Origin of the sequence: Pseudomonas sp. BJa3 (genome assembly GCF_026343815.1) — a bacterium.
GTDB classification, from domain to species: domain Bacteria; phylum Pseudomonadota; class Gammaproteobacteria; order Pseudomonadales; family Pseudomonadaceae; genus Aquipseudomonas; species Aquipseudomonas soli.
In genome coordinates this window covers 51,745-65,558 of sequence record NZ_JAOXMC010000007.1, presented here as the reverse complement: position 1 = coordinate 65,558, position 13,814 = coordinate 51,745, and the positions used below count along the sequence as shown (strand labels likewise).

At 64.6% G+C, this 13,814-nt stretch carries 14 protein-coding genes; 6 read left to right on the top strand and 8 right to left on the bottom strand.

Annotated features, from left to right (window positions below; translation table 11 throughout):
- Positions 1-128 precede the first annotated feature (128 nt).
- The gene (locus tag OH705_RS10035; protein WP_038705757.1) at positions 129-680 is read left to right on the top strand and encodes a hypothetical protein; all 552 of its coding nucleotides are present in this window, start codon (positions 129-131) and stop codon (positions 678-680) included.
- A 123-nt stretch (positions 681-803) separates the two neighbouring features.
- Positions 804-1,067, top strand: a complete 264-nt coding sequence (locus tag OH705_RS10030; RefSeq protein ID WP_031315272.1) for a DUF4404 family protein — start codon at positions 804-806, stop codon at positions 1,065-1,067.
- 69 nt (positions 1,068-1,136) lie between these two features.
- On the opposite strand, the gene queF is transcribed toward OH705_RS10030, so the two are convergent.
- Together queF and OH705_RS10020 are read right to left on the bottom strand one after the other, a co-directional pair.
- Positions 1,137-1,967: an NADPH-dependent 7-cyano-7-deazaguanine reductase QueF gene (gene queF, locus OH705_RS10025; protein ID WP_267302092.1), complete on the bottom strand. Its 831-nt coding sequence runs from the start codon at positions 1,965-1,967 to the stop codon at positions 1,137-1,139.
- Between the two features lie 68 nt (positions 1,968-2,035).
- Entirely contained in the window at positions 2,036-2,554 is a 519-nt protein-coding gene (locus tag OH705_RS10020; protein WP_023630949.1) for a cupredoxin domain-containing protein, read from the bottom strand.
- Between the two features lie 158 nt (positions 2,555-2,712).
- On the opposite strand from OH705_RS10020, the gene OH705_RS10015 reads away from it, so the two are divergent.
- On the top strand, positions 2,713-3,393 hold the full coding sequence (locus OH705_RS10015) for a heavy metal response regulator transcription factor (RefSeq protein WP_038705756.1): 681 nt from the start codon (positions 2,713-2,715) through the stop codon (positions 3,391-3,393).
- Entirely contained in the window at positions 3,393-4,736 is a 1,344-nt protein-coding gene (locus OH705_RS10010; RefSeq protein ID WP_416383569.1) for a heavy metal sensor histidine kinase, read from the top strand. The genes OH705_RS10015 and OH705_RS10010 overlap by 1 nt, the downstream gene beginning before the upstream one ends.
- A 33-nt stretch (positions 4,737-4,769) precedes the next feature.
- On the opposite strand, the gene OH705_RS10005 is transcribed toward OH705_RS10010, so the two are convergent.
- The 3 genes from OH705_RS10005 to OH705_RS09995 form a co-directional block, all read right to left on the bottom strand.
- On the bottom strand, positions 4,770-6,014 hold the full coding sequence (locus tag OH705_RS10005) for a lipoprotein-releasing ABC transporter permease subunit (RefSeq protein ID WP_038707473.1): 1,245 nt from the start codon (positions 6,012-6,014) through the stop codon (positions 4,770-4,772).
- Between the two features lie 62 nt (positions 6,015-6,076).
- Positions 6,077-6,760: a lipoprotein-releasing ABC transporter ATP-binding protein LolD gene (gene lolD / locus OH705_RS10000; protein ID WP_267302091.1), complete on the bottom strand. Its 684-nt coding sequence runs from the start codon at positions 6,758-6,760 to the stop codon at positions 6,077-6,079.
- A gap of 7 nt (positions 6,761-6,767) precedes the next feature.
- Complete coding sequence (locus tag OH705_RS09995; RefSeq protein WP_038705753.1) at positions 6,768-8,018, bottom strand: lipoprotein-releasing ABC transporter permease subunit; 1,251 nt, start codon at positions 8,016-8,018, stop codon at positions 6,768-6,770.
- Positions 8,019-8,111: 93 nt separating this feature from the next.
- Between OH705_RS09995 and OH705_RS09990 the strand changes: the two genes are divergently transcribed.
- Complete coding sequence (locus tag OH705_RS09990) at positions 8,112-8,696, top strand: PilZ domain-containing protein (protein ID WP_023631591.1); 585 nt, start codon at positions 8,112-8,114, stop codon at positions 8,694-8,696.
- A gap of 30 nt (positions 8,697-8,726) precedes the next feature.
- On the top strand, positions 8,727-9,443 hold the full coding sequence (locus tag OH705_RS09985) for a glycerophosphodiester phosphodiesterase (protein ID WP_038705752.1): 717 nt from the start codon (positions 8,727-8,729) through the stop codon (positions 9,441-9,443).
- A gap of 48 nt (positions 9,444-9,491) precedes the next feature.
- On the opposite strand, the gene sthA is transcribed toward OH705_RS09985, so the two are convergent.
- From sthA to OH705_RS09970, 3 genes are all read right to left on the bottom strand, one after another.
- Complete coding sequence (sthA, locus tag OH705_RS09980; protein ID WP_023631920.1) at positions 9,492-10,886, bottom strand: Si-specific NAD(P)(+) transhydrogenase; 1,395 nt, start codon at positions 10,884-10,886, stop codon at positions 9,492-9,494.
- A 203-nt stretch (positions 10,887-11,089) separates the two neighbouring features.
- On the bottom strand, positions 11,090-12,055 hold the full coding sequence (locus tag OH705_RS09975; protein ID WP_376786929.1) for an FAD:protein FMN transferase: 966 nt from the start codon (positions 12,053-12,055) through the stop codon (positions 11,090-11,092).
- A 131-nt stretch (positions 12,056-12,186) separates the two neighbouring features.
- Positions 12,187-13,650: a glyceraldehyde-3-phosphate dehydrogenase gene (locus tag OH705_RS09970; protein ID WP_038705750.1), complete on the bottom strand. Its 1,464-nt coding sequence runs from the start codon at positions 13,648-13,650 to the stop codon at positions 12,187-12,189.
- Positions 13,651-13,814: the final 164 nt, after the last annotated feature.

Genomic DNA, 13,814 nt, shown 5'->3' with positions numbered 1-13,814 from the left:
CGCAAGTATACTGGCTTGCTTGCTGAACGATAGTTTTACATAACTCTGTCAAGATTTTGTGAACAACTGTTGCGTCATCCCCCGGTAACAAATGCCGGATAGCCTGCGGGCTATTTAGGGACGTTGCCATGCAAGAAGCACCCGCCTTCACCGCGGTACTGTTCGGACTGCGCGGCTGCCTGGTCCAGGCGCCCGACGGCAGCCCTCTGCCCGCCCCGGGCGCCCTTGACTCCCTTCACCGCCTGCGCGCCCAGCAAGTGCCCTGCATCTGGCTCGACGAAGTCAGTACCGCACAAGGCAAACGCCTGAGCGGCGTGCTGCCCGACTGGCTGCCGGGGCACTGCGCCAATGGCAGCAGATGGCCGACCCCCAACGCCTGCTGGCAAGCGCTGATGAGCCTGCAAAGCCAGCGCCTGGACGGCTGCGTGCTGGTCAGTGGCGTGCCACTGCTGTTGCAGTCGGGGCTCAACGCCGGTCTGTGGACGGTGGGGCTGGCGGCCTGCGACCAAGGCTCGGCGCAATGGCAGGCGCTGAGCCGCCAGGAACAGGAGCTGGCCCGCGGCAAAGCCACCCTGGCGCTGTTTGGCCTGGGCGTGCATTCGGTGATCGACCACCTCGAATCCCTCGATGCCTGCCTCGCGGACATCGCCCAGCGCCGGCACAAAGGCGAGAAACCCTGATACATCCCCGTTGATACGGGTCATGCAAAGCGTCGGCAGGTGGATTACGCTAGAGGTCAGGCCCGAACCTTTGCCGCTTCGCTGAGGTCCATGCCTTGCCAAGTCATTGATGGAGTAAGAACAATGCCTGCCCGCGAACTGCAAGAGCGCCTGAATAGCCTGCGCGAGCAACTGGATCGCAATGTGCCGCTTTCGGAAGAGGAACTGGCCAGCCTGCATGAAGAAGCCAGGCAGATCGAAGCCCAGCTGAAGCTTGAGGAAGCCACCCCGGACAACAACCTGGTCGACGGCGTGAACCTTGCCATTGAACGCTTCGAGGCCGAACATCCCGACCTCACCGCCACCCTGCGCAGCATTGCCAACTCGCTGCACAGCATGGGGATCTGAACCCAACGGGGCTGCGTTGCAGCCCATCGCCGGCAAGCCGGCGATGGGCCGCTTCGCGGCCCCGTTACATTACTGCCGCACCAACCGCAGGTTCTGCGGGTTGATCGCCCCGGTGCTGCGGTACGGGTTGATATCCAGCCCACCCCGGCGCACATACCGTGCATACACCGTCAGGTGCTCAGGCTCGAGCAGGTTCTTCAGGTCCAGGTAGATCCGCTCCACGCACTGTTCGTGGAAGTCGGCATGCTGGCGGAAGCTGATCAGGTAGGTCAGCAGGCTGGCATGGTCCAGCGCCCGCCCCTTGTATTCCACCACCACGCTGCCCCAGTCCGGCTGACTGGTGACCGGGCAATTGGATTTGAGCAGATGGCTGTGCACGGTCTCTTCCACCACGCGATCCGCCGCACAGCGCAGCAATTCGGGCTGCGGTTGCTCGTAATTGCTGATGCTCACATCCAGCGCATCGATGCACTGACCCGGCAAGGCAGTCACGCCTTGGCCTTCGACTTCGGCCAGGGTGCTGACCTTGACCGCCACCGGCTTGCCCGCGGCGCCAGACAGGTCTTTCACCAGGCAGGCCTGTAACTCGGCCACCGAGGCGAACACGGTCTGGTTCAGCGAGTTGAGGTACAGCTTGAAGGACTTGGACTCGATGATATTCGGCGAGTCGCAAGGAATGGCGAACTCGCCGATGGCCACCACTGGCTTGCCCGAGGGTAGCAACCAGGACAGCTCGAAGCAGTTCCAGAAATCCACGCCCTGCCACGGCAGCGTGTCGCCACTGACACCCAGCTCGGCCCACTTGGCCAGGCGCGGGATGGGGAACAGCAGCGAGGGGGTGTAGGTGGCGACGTATTCGCTGGACTTGCCCAGCGGGGAGTGTTCGGCGGCGGGATGCATGGAAACTGACCTGAAGGTTCGAAATTGCCCCTAGTCTACCGGTTTTGCACCCCGCCTTGGAGCCGATGTCACTCGATGGTCAACGGCCCGACCATGCCGGCCTGGTAATGGCCCGGCACGTTGCAGGCGAACTCGATGGGCGCCGATTTGCGGAAGGTCCAGGTCAGCTCCGCGCGCTGGCCAGGCTGCACCAGCACGGTGTTGCCGGTGTCGTGGCCATGGCCGCCGCCCATCATCTGGCTGTGGTCCATCTGCCCATGGTCCATGCCTTCGTGATTCATGCCGGCGGTAAAGATCTTGCCTTGCATGGCGACCATTTCCTTTTGATGCTCGGCGTGCATGGCCTTGTCGCCCAGGTTGAACTCGTGGGGCAGCTTACCTTCGTTGACCAGCACGAAACGTACGGTTTCACCGGCCTTGACCTTGATGCTCTTGGGTTCGAAGGCGATGTCCTTGAGTACCACCTCGACAGTGCGGGTGGCCTTGGCTGCCGGCGCCGGCTCGCCGAAGGCGAAGGGTTTGGCTTCGCCAGCGAAGGTGGGCAGGCTGGTCAGGGCAAGCGCGGCGGTGAGGAACAGGTGTTTCATGGGTGACTCCAGATCAATGCAGCGAAGATGGCGCCATTGTCGAAAAGGCTGGCTGGCAGCTGGCTGACGGGAAGATTACAACTTTGTCAGCTTGGGCAGGCCGCCAGATCGTCACGTATCATTTCGGCATCACGTTGGCCCGAACCGTTGGTAAACACATGAAACTGCTGATCGTCGAAGACCAGGCCAAGACCGGCCAGTACCTGAGCCAGGGCTTGAGCGAGGCCGGCTTCGCCACCGAACTGGCCAGCGACGGCGACACCGGCCAGCACCTGGCCCTGAGCGGCGACCACGACCTGCTGATCCTCGACGTGATGCTGCCGGGGCGCAACGGCTGGCAGATCCTCCAGGCGGTGCGCCAGGCCGGGCTGGACACCCCGGTGCTGTTCCTCACCGCCCGCGACGCCGTCGAGGACCGCGTGCACGGCCTGGAGCTGGGCGCCGACGACTACCTGGTCAAACCCTTTGCCTTCTCCGAACTGCTGGCCCGCGTGCGCAGCCTGCTGCGCCGTGGCGCCAGTGCCAGCCAGGATACCTGCCTGGCACTGGCCGACCTGCGCCTGGATCTGATCCGCCGCCGCGCCGAGCGCGCCGGCCAGCGCATCGACCTGACCGCCAAGGAGTTCGCCCTGCTCGAACTGCTGCTGCGCCGCCAGGGCGAAGTGCTGCCCAAGTCGCTGATCGCCTCGCAGGTGTGGGACATGAATTTCGATAGCGATACCAACGTCATCGAGGTGGCCATCCGCCGCCTGCGCCTGAAGATCGACGACAGCCATGCCACCAAGCTGATCCATACCGTGCGTGGCATGGGCTACGTGCTCGAAGAGCGCCACGACTGATGCGCCGCCTGTCCCTGGGCAGCCGCCTCGCGCTGCTGTTCGCCGCCTGCACCGCTGCCGTGTCGCTGGGCGCCGGCCTGCTGTTCAGCCGTGCCAGCGAGCAGCATTTCGTCGAGCTCGACCAGCAATTGCTCAACGGCCGGCTTTCGCTGATGAGCAGCCTGCTCGCCGGCGTCGCTACCCAGGAGCAACTGGCCATGCGCCTGCCGGCGCTGCTCAACGAGCTGAGTCACCAGTCCGACCTGGCCTTGCGTGTACGCGGCGCCGACGGTGCGACCTGGTTCGCCAGCCGCGGCGAACTACCGCAAGCCCCCGCCCCAACAGGCCTGGCCACACTGCACAGCAACGGGGTCGATTACCGTAGCCTCAGCGCGCCACTGATCGACGGCCAGCGTGCTTCGCCACAACTGACCCTGTTCCTCGACATCACCCACCACCAGCACTTCCTGCAAGGCATGCAGCGCTTGATCTGGCTCACCGTCGGCCTGTCGGCGCTGGCCACCGCGCTGCTCGGCGCCTGGGCCGTACGCCGTGGCCTGAAACCGCTGCGGCAGATGGGCAAGGTGGCCGCCAGTGTCACCGCCGGCTCGCTGACCACGCGCTTGCCGGCCGCCGAGATGCCCGAGGAACTGGCCGAGCTGGCCGGCACCGTCAACGCCATGCTGCAGCGCCTGGACGATGCCTTCCAGCGCCTGTCGGCGTTCTCCGCCGACATCGCCCACGAGCTGCGCACGCCGTTGTCCAACCTGCTGACCCACACCCAGGTCACCCTCACCCGCCCGCGCAGCCTTGAGGAGTATCGCGAGGCCCTGCACGGCAACCTCGAGGAGCTGCAATGGATGGCCCAGCTGGTCAATGACATGCTCTACCTGGCCAAGGCCGACCACGGCCTGCTGATGCCCAGCCGCCAGGCGCTGGACCTGGCGACGGAGGTCGATGCGCTGCTGGAGTACTACGCGCCGCTGGCCGAGGACGCCCAGGTGCGCTTGCTGCGTGAGGGCCAGGCCCACACCGAAGGCGACCGGCACATGTTGCGCCGGGCGCTGTCCAACTTGCTGGACAACGCCCTGCGCTTCACCCCTGCTGATGGTGAGATCCGGGTAAGCCTGGAGCCCGGGCTGCGCATCGTGCTGGCCAACACCGGGCCAGCGATTGCGCCGCAACTGCTTGAGCGATTGTTCGACCGTTTCTACCGGGCGGATCCGGCGCGCCAGGAAGGCAGCAGCGAGCATGCGGGGTTGGGGCTGGCGATCACCCGCTCGATCGTGCAGGCACACGGCGGGAAAATTCGGGCGGAGTGTGAAGATGGATGGACGCGGTTCGTGATCGAGTTGCCCGCGTAGGGGCGCAAAGCGCCCCACCGGTGTTGCAATGTCTTACTCGTAACGCAACGCCATCGCCGGCTCGATCTGCGAGGCGCGGTAGGCCGGGTAGATCGTCGCCAGGAAGCTCATCACCAATCCCGCCACGCAGATGATCGCAACATCGCCCCATTGCAACTCCGACGGCAGGCTGCTGATGAAGTAGATGTCGGAGGTGAAGATATGCTGGCCGCTGACTCGCTCGAGCCAACCGACCACCGCGCTGACATTCAGCGCCAGGATCACCCCCAGCACACCGCCAAGCAAGGTACCGACGATACCGATCAAGCTGCCCTGGACCATGAAGGTGCCCATGATCTGCGCCGGCGTGGCGCCGATGGTGCGCAGGATGGCGATGTCCGCGCCCTTGTCGTTCACCACCATCACCAGGGTGGCGATGATGTTGAACGCGGCCACGGCGATGATCATCATCAGCAGCAGGCCGATCATGGTCTTTTCCATCTTCATCGCGCTGAACAGGCTGCCCTGGGTGTGCGACCAGTCATCGGCGTGGTAGCCCTCGCCCAGGCTCGCGGCGATGGCCTTGGACACCTGCGGCGCGGCATACAGGTCATGCAGCTTCAGGCGCACGCCCTGCACCTGGCCCGGTGCCCAGCGCTGCATTTCGCCGGCATCGGCGACGTGGATGTAGGCCTGGGAGCCATCCAGCTCGGCACCTACCTTGAAGATGCCGACCACGGTCAGGCGCTGCATGCGCGGGGTGATGCCGCCCGGCTCCTTGCTGATCTCCGGGACGATCAGGGTCAGCTTGTCGCCGGTATTCAGGCGAAAGCGCCGCGCGGTCAATTCACCGATGACCACGCCATACTCGCCCGGCACCAGGTCCTGCAGGCTGCCCTGGACGATGTGCTGGGTGACGATGGAGACCTTGCCCTCCTCGGCCGGCTCGATGCCGGCGACCTGAATCGGCTGCATCGCCCCCTTGTACGAGAGCATGCCCTCCATTTCAGTGATGGGCGCGGCGGCCATCACCGCCGGGTTGCCTTCGGCGGCGGCGGCGACCTTGCGCCAGTCATCCAGCGGTTGCGTCCCGAGGATGGCAGCATGAGGCACCAGGCCAAGCACACGCGAACTCATCTCGCGCTGGAAGCCGTTCATTACCGACAACACCGTGATCATGGCCAGCACGCCGAGCGACAGGCCGATCATCGAGGTCATCGAGATGAACGAGATGAAGTGGTTACGGCGCTTGGCACGGGTGTAGCGAGCACCGATGAACAAGGGCAAGGGTCTGAACATGAACGGGAACACCCAAGTAGAAAATGAACCGGGGCCACCTCACGGGGCCCCGCGCAAGCGACTCAGATCGCCACCAGGTGCCCGTCTTCCAGGCTCAGCACGCGGTCCATCTGGCGCGCCAGGTTGAGGTCGTGGGTCACCACCAGGAAGGCGGTCTGCGAGTGGGTCGACAGCTCGCGCATGAGTTCCTGGATGCCCTGGGCGGTGTGGTGATCGAGGTTGCCGGTGGGCTCGTCGAGCATCACCAGGCCCGGACGGTTGACCAGGGCGCGGGCAATCGCCACGCGCTGGCGCTCACCGCCGGACAGCTCCGCCGGCTTGTGGTTAAGGCGGTGGCCCAGGCCGACGCGCTTGAGCAGCGCCTCAGCGCGCTCGCGAGCCTCGCTGATCGGGGTCTTGCCGATCAGCAGCGGCATGCAGGCGTTCTCCAGGGCGGTAAACTCTGCCAGCAGGTGGTGGAACTGGTAGACGAAGCCCAACGCGCGGTTGCGCAGCAGGCCACGCGCCCGTTCGCCCAGCGCCGACAGCTCTTCGCCGGCCAGCCAGACGCTGCCCTGCGTCGGCGTGTCGAGACCGCCCAGCAGGTTGAGCAGCGTACTCTTGCCCGAGCCGGAGCTGCCGACGATGGCCACCCGCTCGCCCGGCTGCATTTCGAGGTTCAACCCCGATAACACCTGCACCGACTCCGGGCCTTCCTCGTAGCTCTTGCCCAGGTTGCGGCAGCTCAACACGGCTTTATCACTCATGCGCGACTCACTCATAACGTAGCGCCTCTGCAGGCTGGGTGCGCGAGGCGCGCCAGGCCGGGTACAGGGTGGCGAAGAAACTCAAAACCAGCGCCGCACCGCAGACCATGTACACGTCCTGGGCCTGGATCTGCGACGGCAGGTAATCGATGAAGTACACGTCGGCATTGAGGAACTTGTGCCCGATCAGGGCTTCGATGCCGGCGATGGCGGCGCTCACGTTGAGCGCGCCGAGGATGCCCAGTACCGCGCCGATCAGCGTTCCGACCACGCCGATCACCGTCCCCTGGACCATGAAGATGGCCATGATCTGCCTGGGCGTGGCGCCCAGGGTGCGCAGGATGGCGATGTCGCCACGCTTGTCGTTGACCACCATCACCAGGGTGGAAATGATGTTGAACGCCGCCACCGCGACGATCAGCAACAACAGCAGGCCGATCATGGATTTCTCCATGCGGATCGCCTGGTACAGGTTGCCGTGGGTGCGGGTCCAGTCCCGCGGGTAGTACTCCTGCTCGCCCAGCTGCTGGGCGATGGCCCAGGTGGCGCGCGGCGCCTGGAACAGGTCGTCGAACTTCAGGCGCACGCCCTGGACCTGGTCGGCCTTCCAGCGATGCAGGCGCGACAGGTCGGCGATGTTGGTCAGGCCCAGGTAGCCATCGATCTCGCCGGCGCCGACATGGAAGGTGCCGACCACGGTGAAGCGCTTCATGCGCGGGAACATGCCCGCCGGGGTCACGCTCACCTCGGGGGCGACGAAGGTCAGCTTGTCGCCGATGCCCACGCCCAGCTTCTGCGCGGCCTTGTCGCCGATCATGATGCCCCACTCGCCCGGCGCCAGTTTGTCGAGACCGCCGTCGAGGACGAACTTGTCGATGATCGACACCTCGCGCTCGCGGGCCGGGTCGATGCCGTTGAGCAGCACCTTCTGCACCTTGCCCTCATGGGTCAGCAGGCCCTGCATCTGGGTGAAGGGCGCAACCGCCAGCACCTGCGGATTCTGCTTTACTTTAGAGGCGAGGGCCTGCCAGTCGTCGATCGGCTGGCCGGTCTCCAGCGTGGCGTGAGGAATCATCCCCAGCACGCGGGTACGCATCTCGTGGTCGAACCCGTTCATCACCGACAGCACCACGATCATCACCACCACGCCCAGGGCGAGGCCGATCATCGAGGTGAGCGAAATGAACGAGACGAAGTGATTGCGGCGCTTGGCACGGGTGTAGCGCGTACCAATGAATACGAATAGAGGTCTGAACATGTCGGGGCTTGTTCGGATGAAAGGGAACGTCCTTGTGGCGAGGCGCCTACGGCGGCTTTACACTCGGACCACCGCCGTAACCTTGGGTTCGCCATGACGACATTAGACGAAGAAGATCGCCGCGAATACTACCGCATCGAAGATCGGATCGCACTTCAAATCAGCCCCCTCAGCGCGGCCGAAGCCCTTGAGACAGAACTGTTGCAGGATGATTCGGAGCTGTTCAACCTGCTCAGCGAACTGCATCTGTCGGACTTCGAGTCGCAACACCTGCTGCGCCAGCTGAGCGAGAAGGACCGCACCCTGGCCGCTTTCCTGCGCGCCCAGAACAAACGCCTGGACCTGCTCAGCGCCGTGGTCGCGCAAACCCTGATCGGCGAAATCGGCCAGCCGATGCCAGTGATCATTTCCGAAGGCGGCATCGAGTTCACCCAGGCCCGGAAGATCGCGCCCGGCACTCGGGTCAAAGTGAAGATGGTACTGATGCCCCGTGCCCATGGCCTGCTGCTGCGCGGCCGGGTCACCCATTGCGACCCGCGCCCAGACGGCGACTTCGAGGTCGGCACCGAATTCATCGACATGACCGACGCCCAGCGCCAGCTCCTGGCCCGCTACATCCTGCAGCGCCAGCAGCAGCAACGGCGCCAGGCGCTGGAACAGAACCAGCCGGATGCATAAGCCCTTTTTCCCTGATTTGAAGGAACGAACGTGACCCTGATCTATGGCCACCGCGGCGCCAAGGGCGAAGCGCCCGAGAATACCCTGCAGAGTTTCCGCCAGTGCCTGTCCCATGGCGTGGACCGCTGCGAACTCGACCTGCACCTGTCGGCGGACAACGAGCTGATGGTGATCCACGACCCCACTCTCAAGCGCACCACCGGCCGGCGCGGCAAGGTGGTCGAGCACACCGCCGCCGAGCTGGTGACCTACGACGCTCGCAAGGGCGGGCCGGGCCATGTGCAGCCCTGCCCCATCCCACGGCTCGAGGAGCTGTTCGCCAAGTGCCCGTTCGAGCATTGGCAACTGGAGGTCAAGAGCGCCTCGCGTACCCGCGCCGCCAGCACGGTGCTGGCGATCCGTGAGCTGGCCCTGCAGCACGGCCTGCTGGACAAGGTGACCATCACCTCGAGCTCACGGGAAGTGCTGGGTGCCGCCCAGGAGCTGGTGCCGGACGTGAAGCGCGGGCTGGTCGCCGAGTATGCCTGGCTCGACCCGTTGAAAGTCGCGCAGAACTACGGCTGTGAGATGCTGGCATTGAACTGGACGCTGTGCACCCCCGAGCGCCTGATCAAGGCGCAGCGCCAGGGTTTGCACGTGTCGGTATGGACGGTCAACGAACCGGCACTGATGCGCCGGCTCGCTGACTTTGGCGTGGACAGCCTGATTACAGACTTTCCCGGTTTGGCCAGGACCACCCTCGGGTAGGGCTGAAATCGGTCTCCCCGACCGGCTCAGGCCACCGGTCGGAGCCGCTCAAAAAAGCCGGTTCAGACCATCATAGGCGGCTACCCGATAGGCCTCGGCCATGGTCGGGTAGTTGAAGGTGGTGTTGACGAAGTACTTCAGGTTGTTCTGTTCGCCCGGCTGGTTCATCACCGCCTGGCCGATGTGGACGATCTCCGAGGCCTGGTAGCCGAAGCAGTGCACACCCAGGACCTCCAGGGTCTCGCGGTGGAACAGGATCTTCAGCATGCCTTGCGGCTCGCCGGCGATCTGCGCGCGGGCCATGCTCTTGAAGAAGGCCTTGCCCACTTCGTAGGGCACCTTGGCCTGGGTCAGTTCCTGCTCGTTCTTGCCGATCGAGCTGATCTCCGGAATGGTGTAGATGCCGGTCGGCACGTCGTTGACGAAGCGCCAGCTGCCGTTGTCGACGATGCTGCCGGCCGCCGAGCGGCCCTGGTCGTGGGCGGCGCTGGCCAGGCTCGGCCAGCCGATCACGTCACCGGCACCGTAGATGTTCGGCACGCTGGTGCGGTAGGTCTCGTCGACCTCGATCTGGCCACGGCTGTTGACCTTGATACCGATGTTCTCCAGGCCCAGCTTGTCGGTGTTGCCGGTACGCCCGTTGCACCACAGCAAGGCGTCGGCCTTGATCTTCTTGCCCGACTTCAGGTGCAGGATCACCCCGTTGTCCAGGCCTTCGACACGGTCGTACTCCTCGTTGTGGCGCACGGTGATGTTGTTGTTGCTGAAGTGGTAGCTCAGCGCCTGGGAAATCTCCGAATCCAGGAAGCTCAGCAGCTGGCCGCGGTTGTCGACCAGTTCCACCAGCACACCCAGGCCGCTGAAGATCGAGGCGTATTCGCAACCGATCACCCCGGCGCCGTAGACGATCAGCTTGCGCGGGGTATGGCTGAGGCTGAGGATGGTGTCGCTGTCATAGACGCGCGGGTGGTGGAAGTCGATGTCGGCCGGACGGTACGGGCGCGAGCCGGTGGCGATGATGATGTGCTTGGCGTTGAGCTTCTCGACCACGCCGTTGGGGCACACCACTTCGACGGTCTGCTCGTCGGCGAAGCTGCCGGTGCCGACGAACACATCGACGCGGTTGCGCGCGTAGTAGCCGGTGCGCGAGGCGACCTGCTTGCTGATGACCTTCTCGGCACTCTTGAGCACGTCGGGGAAGGAGAACCAGCGCGGCTCGCCGATGGCGCGGAACATCGGGTTGGTGTTGAACTGCATGATCTGCCGCACGGAGTGACGCAGCGCCTTGGACGGGATGGTGCCCAGGTGGGTGCAGTTGCCACCGACCTGGCGACGGCTGTCGACCATGGCCACCTTGCGCCCTGCTTTGGCGGCGTTCATTGCCGCGCCCTCACCGGCCGGGCCGGAACCCAGCACCACTACGTCGTAGTTGTAGACAGCCATGCGTACTCCTTCAGAACTGGCCCGCCGGCCGGATGGCCGCGGGGCGCGATCATGTCGCCGGGGCGCCATGAGAAAATTCGGGTGCAGTCTAATCAAGCGTGAACGCCGCGCACATTAACCCTTGGTCGCGTCGTAGGCCATTATTGCCTGCACTACATGTCGTTTCACCGTTTCCCTGGCCTGGATCATCCGTGGCTTGCCTTTCACTCGCCTTTCACCCGCCGCTCGAAGGCCGGCGTGGAACGGGAGACGAAACCACCCTCGACCCGGGTCACCAGCACCGCGGCGATACCGTGGGCGATGGCGAAATCCCAGCCTTGCTGCGGCCCGAGGATCAACAGCAGGGTCGAGTAGCCGTCGGCCAGCAGCGCCGAGGCGTCCAGCACCGTCACCGCCGCCAGGTCGTGGGCGACCGGGCGACCGAGGCGGGCATCGAAGGTGTGCGAATAGCGCTGGCCATTGTCCTCGAAATAGTGCCGATAGTCACCCGAGGTCGATACGGCCAGGTCCTGCACGTCGATGACCTGGCGGGCGATCTGGCGGTCCTCGCGCGGCAGCTCCAGCGCCACCCGCCAGGCACTGCCGTCGGGCTTGCGGCCCACGGCCTTGAGTTCACCGGTGGCCTCGGCGAGGAAGTTGTCGATGCCCATGGCGCGCAGGCGCTGGGCGATCAGGTCAACGGCGTGGCCGGCGGCGATGCTGTTGAAATCCAGCTCGATGGCGGCGTCCTTGCACAGGGCCTCGCCCTCGAGGCGCAGGTGGCGGTAACCCATGCGCAGGCGCGCCCTGGCCAGCGCCTGCGGCTCCGGCACCTGCATTTCGCGAGCCTGCGGGCCGAAGCCCCAGAGGTCGAGTAGCGGCTCGACGGTAAGGTCGAAGGCGCCCTGACTCTGTTCGGCCAGGTGCTGGCCGAAAGTAACCAGCTCCAGCATGTCGGCATCGATGGGCAGGCACTGGTTGGCCGGCAATTGGTTGAAACGGCTGACGATGGAGTCGCCGCGGTAGGTGGAGTAATGCGCGTCGATCGCCTGCAGGATGCTTTCAACCGCTGCCTGCACCTGCTCCGGCGCCGGGCCGCCGGGCTGGCGCACGTACTGGATGCTGTAGCTGCTGCCCATGGTCGGGCCGCCAAAGCGCTCGAGGGTCGGGGTTGGTTTGCAGGCGGACATCAGGATGAGGATGCAGATTAAAAGCGCACGCAATCTTTAGATCTCAAGTGTCAGGAATGCCCCACGCTGAGGCCAGGCGAAAAAAAACGGGAACCCGAAGGTTCCCGTTTTCTCAACGCATTACAAGCGGATCAGCGTGGAAACGCTGGCGGGTTCACACCGGCCATGTCTTCCATCACGCGCACCACCTGGCAGCTGTAACCGAATTCGTTGTCGTACCAGACGTACAGGACAACACGGTTGTCGTTGCAGATGGTCGCCTCGGCGTCGACCACACCGGCGTGGCGCGAACCGACGAAGTCGGTCGATACCACTTCCTGGGAGCTGACGTAGTCGATCTGCTTGTGCAGCTCGGAGTGCATGGCGGTCTGGCGCAGGTACTCGTTCAGCTCTTCGCGGTTGGTGGCTTTCTCAAGGTTCAGGTTGAGAATGGCCATCGACACGTTCGGCGTCGGAACACGGATCGCGTTACCGGTCAGCTTGCCCTTGAGCACTGGCAGCGCCTTGGCGGCGGCAGTGGCGGCACCGGTCTCGGTGATGACCATGTTCAGCGGCGCGGCGCGGCCACGGCGGCTGCCCTTGTGGAAGTTGTCGATCAGGTTCTGGTCGTTGGTGAACGAGTGAACGGTTTCGACGTGGCCGTTGACGATGCCGTACTGGTCGTTGATGGCCTTGAGCACCGGCACGATGGCGTTGGTGGTGCAGGACGCCGCCGAGATGATCTTGTCGTCGGCGCTGATGTCGCCGTGGTTGATGCCGTGCACGATGTTCTTCAGCGCGCCCTTGCCAGGTGCGGTGAGGATCACGCGGGCGGCGCCCGGGCAGGCCAGGTGCTGGCCGAGGCCGTCGGCGTCACGCCATACGCCGGTGTTGTCAACGATCAGCGCATCGTGGATGCCATACTGGGTGTAGTCGACTTCGCTCGGGCTCTTGGCGTAGATCACCTGGATCAGGTTGCCGTTGGCGGTGATGGTGTTGTTGGCTTCATCGATGACGATGGTGCCGTCGAACGGACCGTGCACCGAGTCGCGGCGCAGCAGGCTGGCGCGCTTGACCAGGTCGTTCTCGGCGCCCTTGCGCACGACGATGGCGCGCAGGCGCAGGCCGTCGCCGCCACCGGTCTTCTCGATCAGGATGCGCGCCAGCAGGCGGCCGATGCGGCCGAAGCCGTACAGGACGACGTCGGTGCCCTTGCGTGCGGAAGCGTTCTGCTGACCCACGACGTCGGCCAGCTCGTCACGGACGAACTGCTCGGCGCTGCGGCCATTGCCTTCGGCCTTGAACTTGTTGGCCAGCTTGCCCAGGTCCACCGAGGCGGCGCCCAGCTTCAGCTCGCTCATGGCCTTGAGCAGGGGGAATGTCTCGTGGACGGACAGCTCGGTCTCGTCGGTCTGACGGTGACGGGCAAAGCGGTGGGCTTTGAGGATCGAGATAACCGAACGGTTGATCAGGCTGCGGCCATAGATCGAGCTCACCACGTTGTTGTTGCGGTAGAGCTGACCGATAAGCGGGATCATCGCTTCAGCCAGGGCTTCACGATCGATCCACTCACCAAGACACTGGTCGGGCTTCTGAGTCACGGTAACCTTCCACATGTAGGGAAACAAAAAAGGGGCTACATTATGACGCCCCGCGGCGTATCGGGCAATGAGCGCCTGTCGCCGGCGCCAACCCCCGTCGCCAAGCCCTTTCGAACCTGACAGCGCGCCTCGTCACCGGTACAATCGACCTCTTTGCCGCAACGCTTGGAGTCCGATCT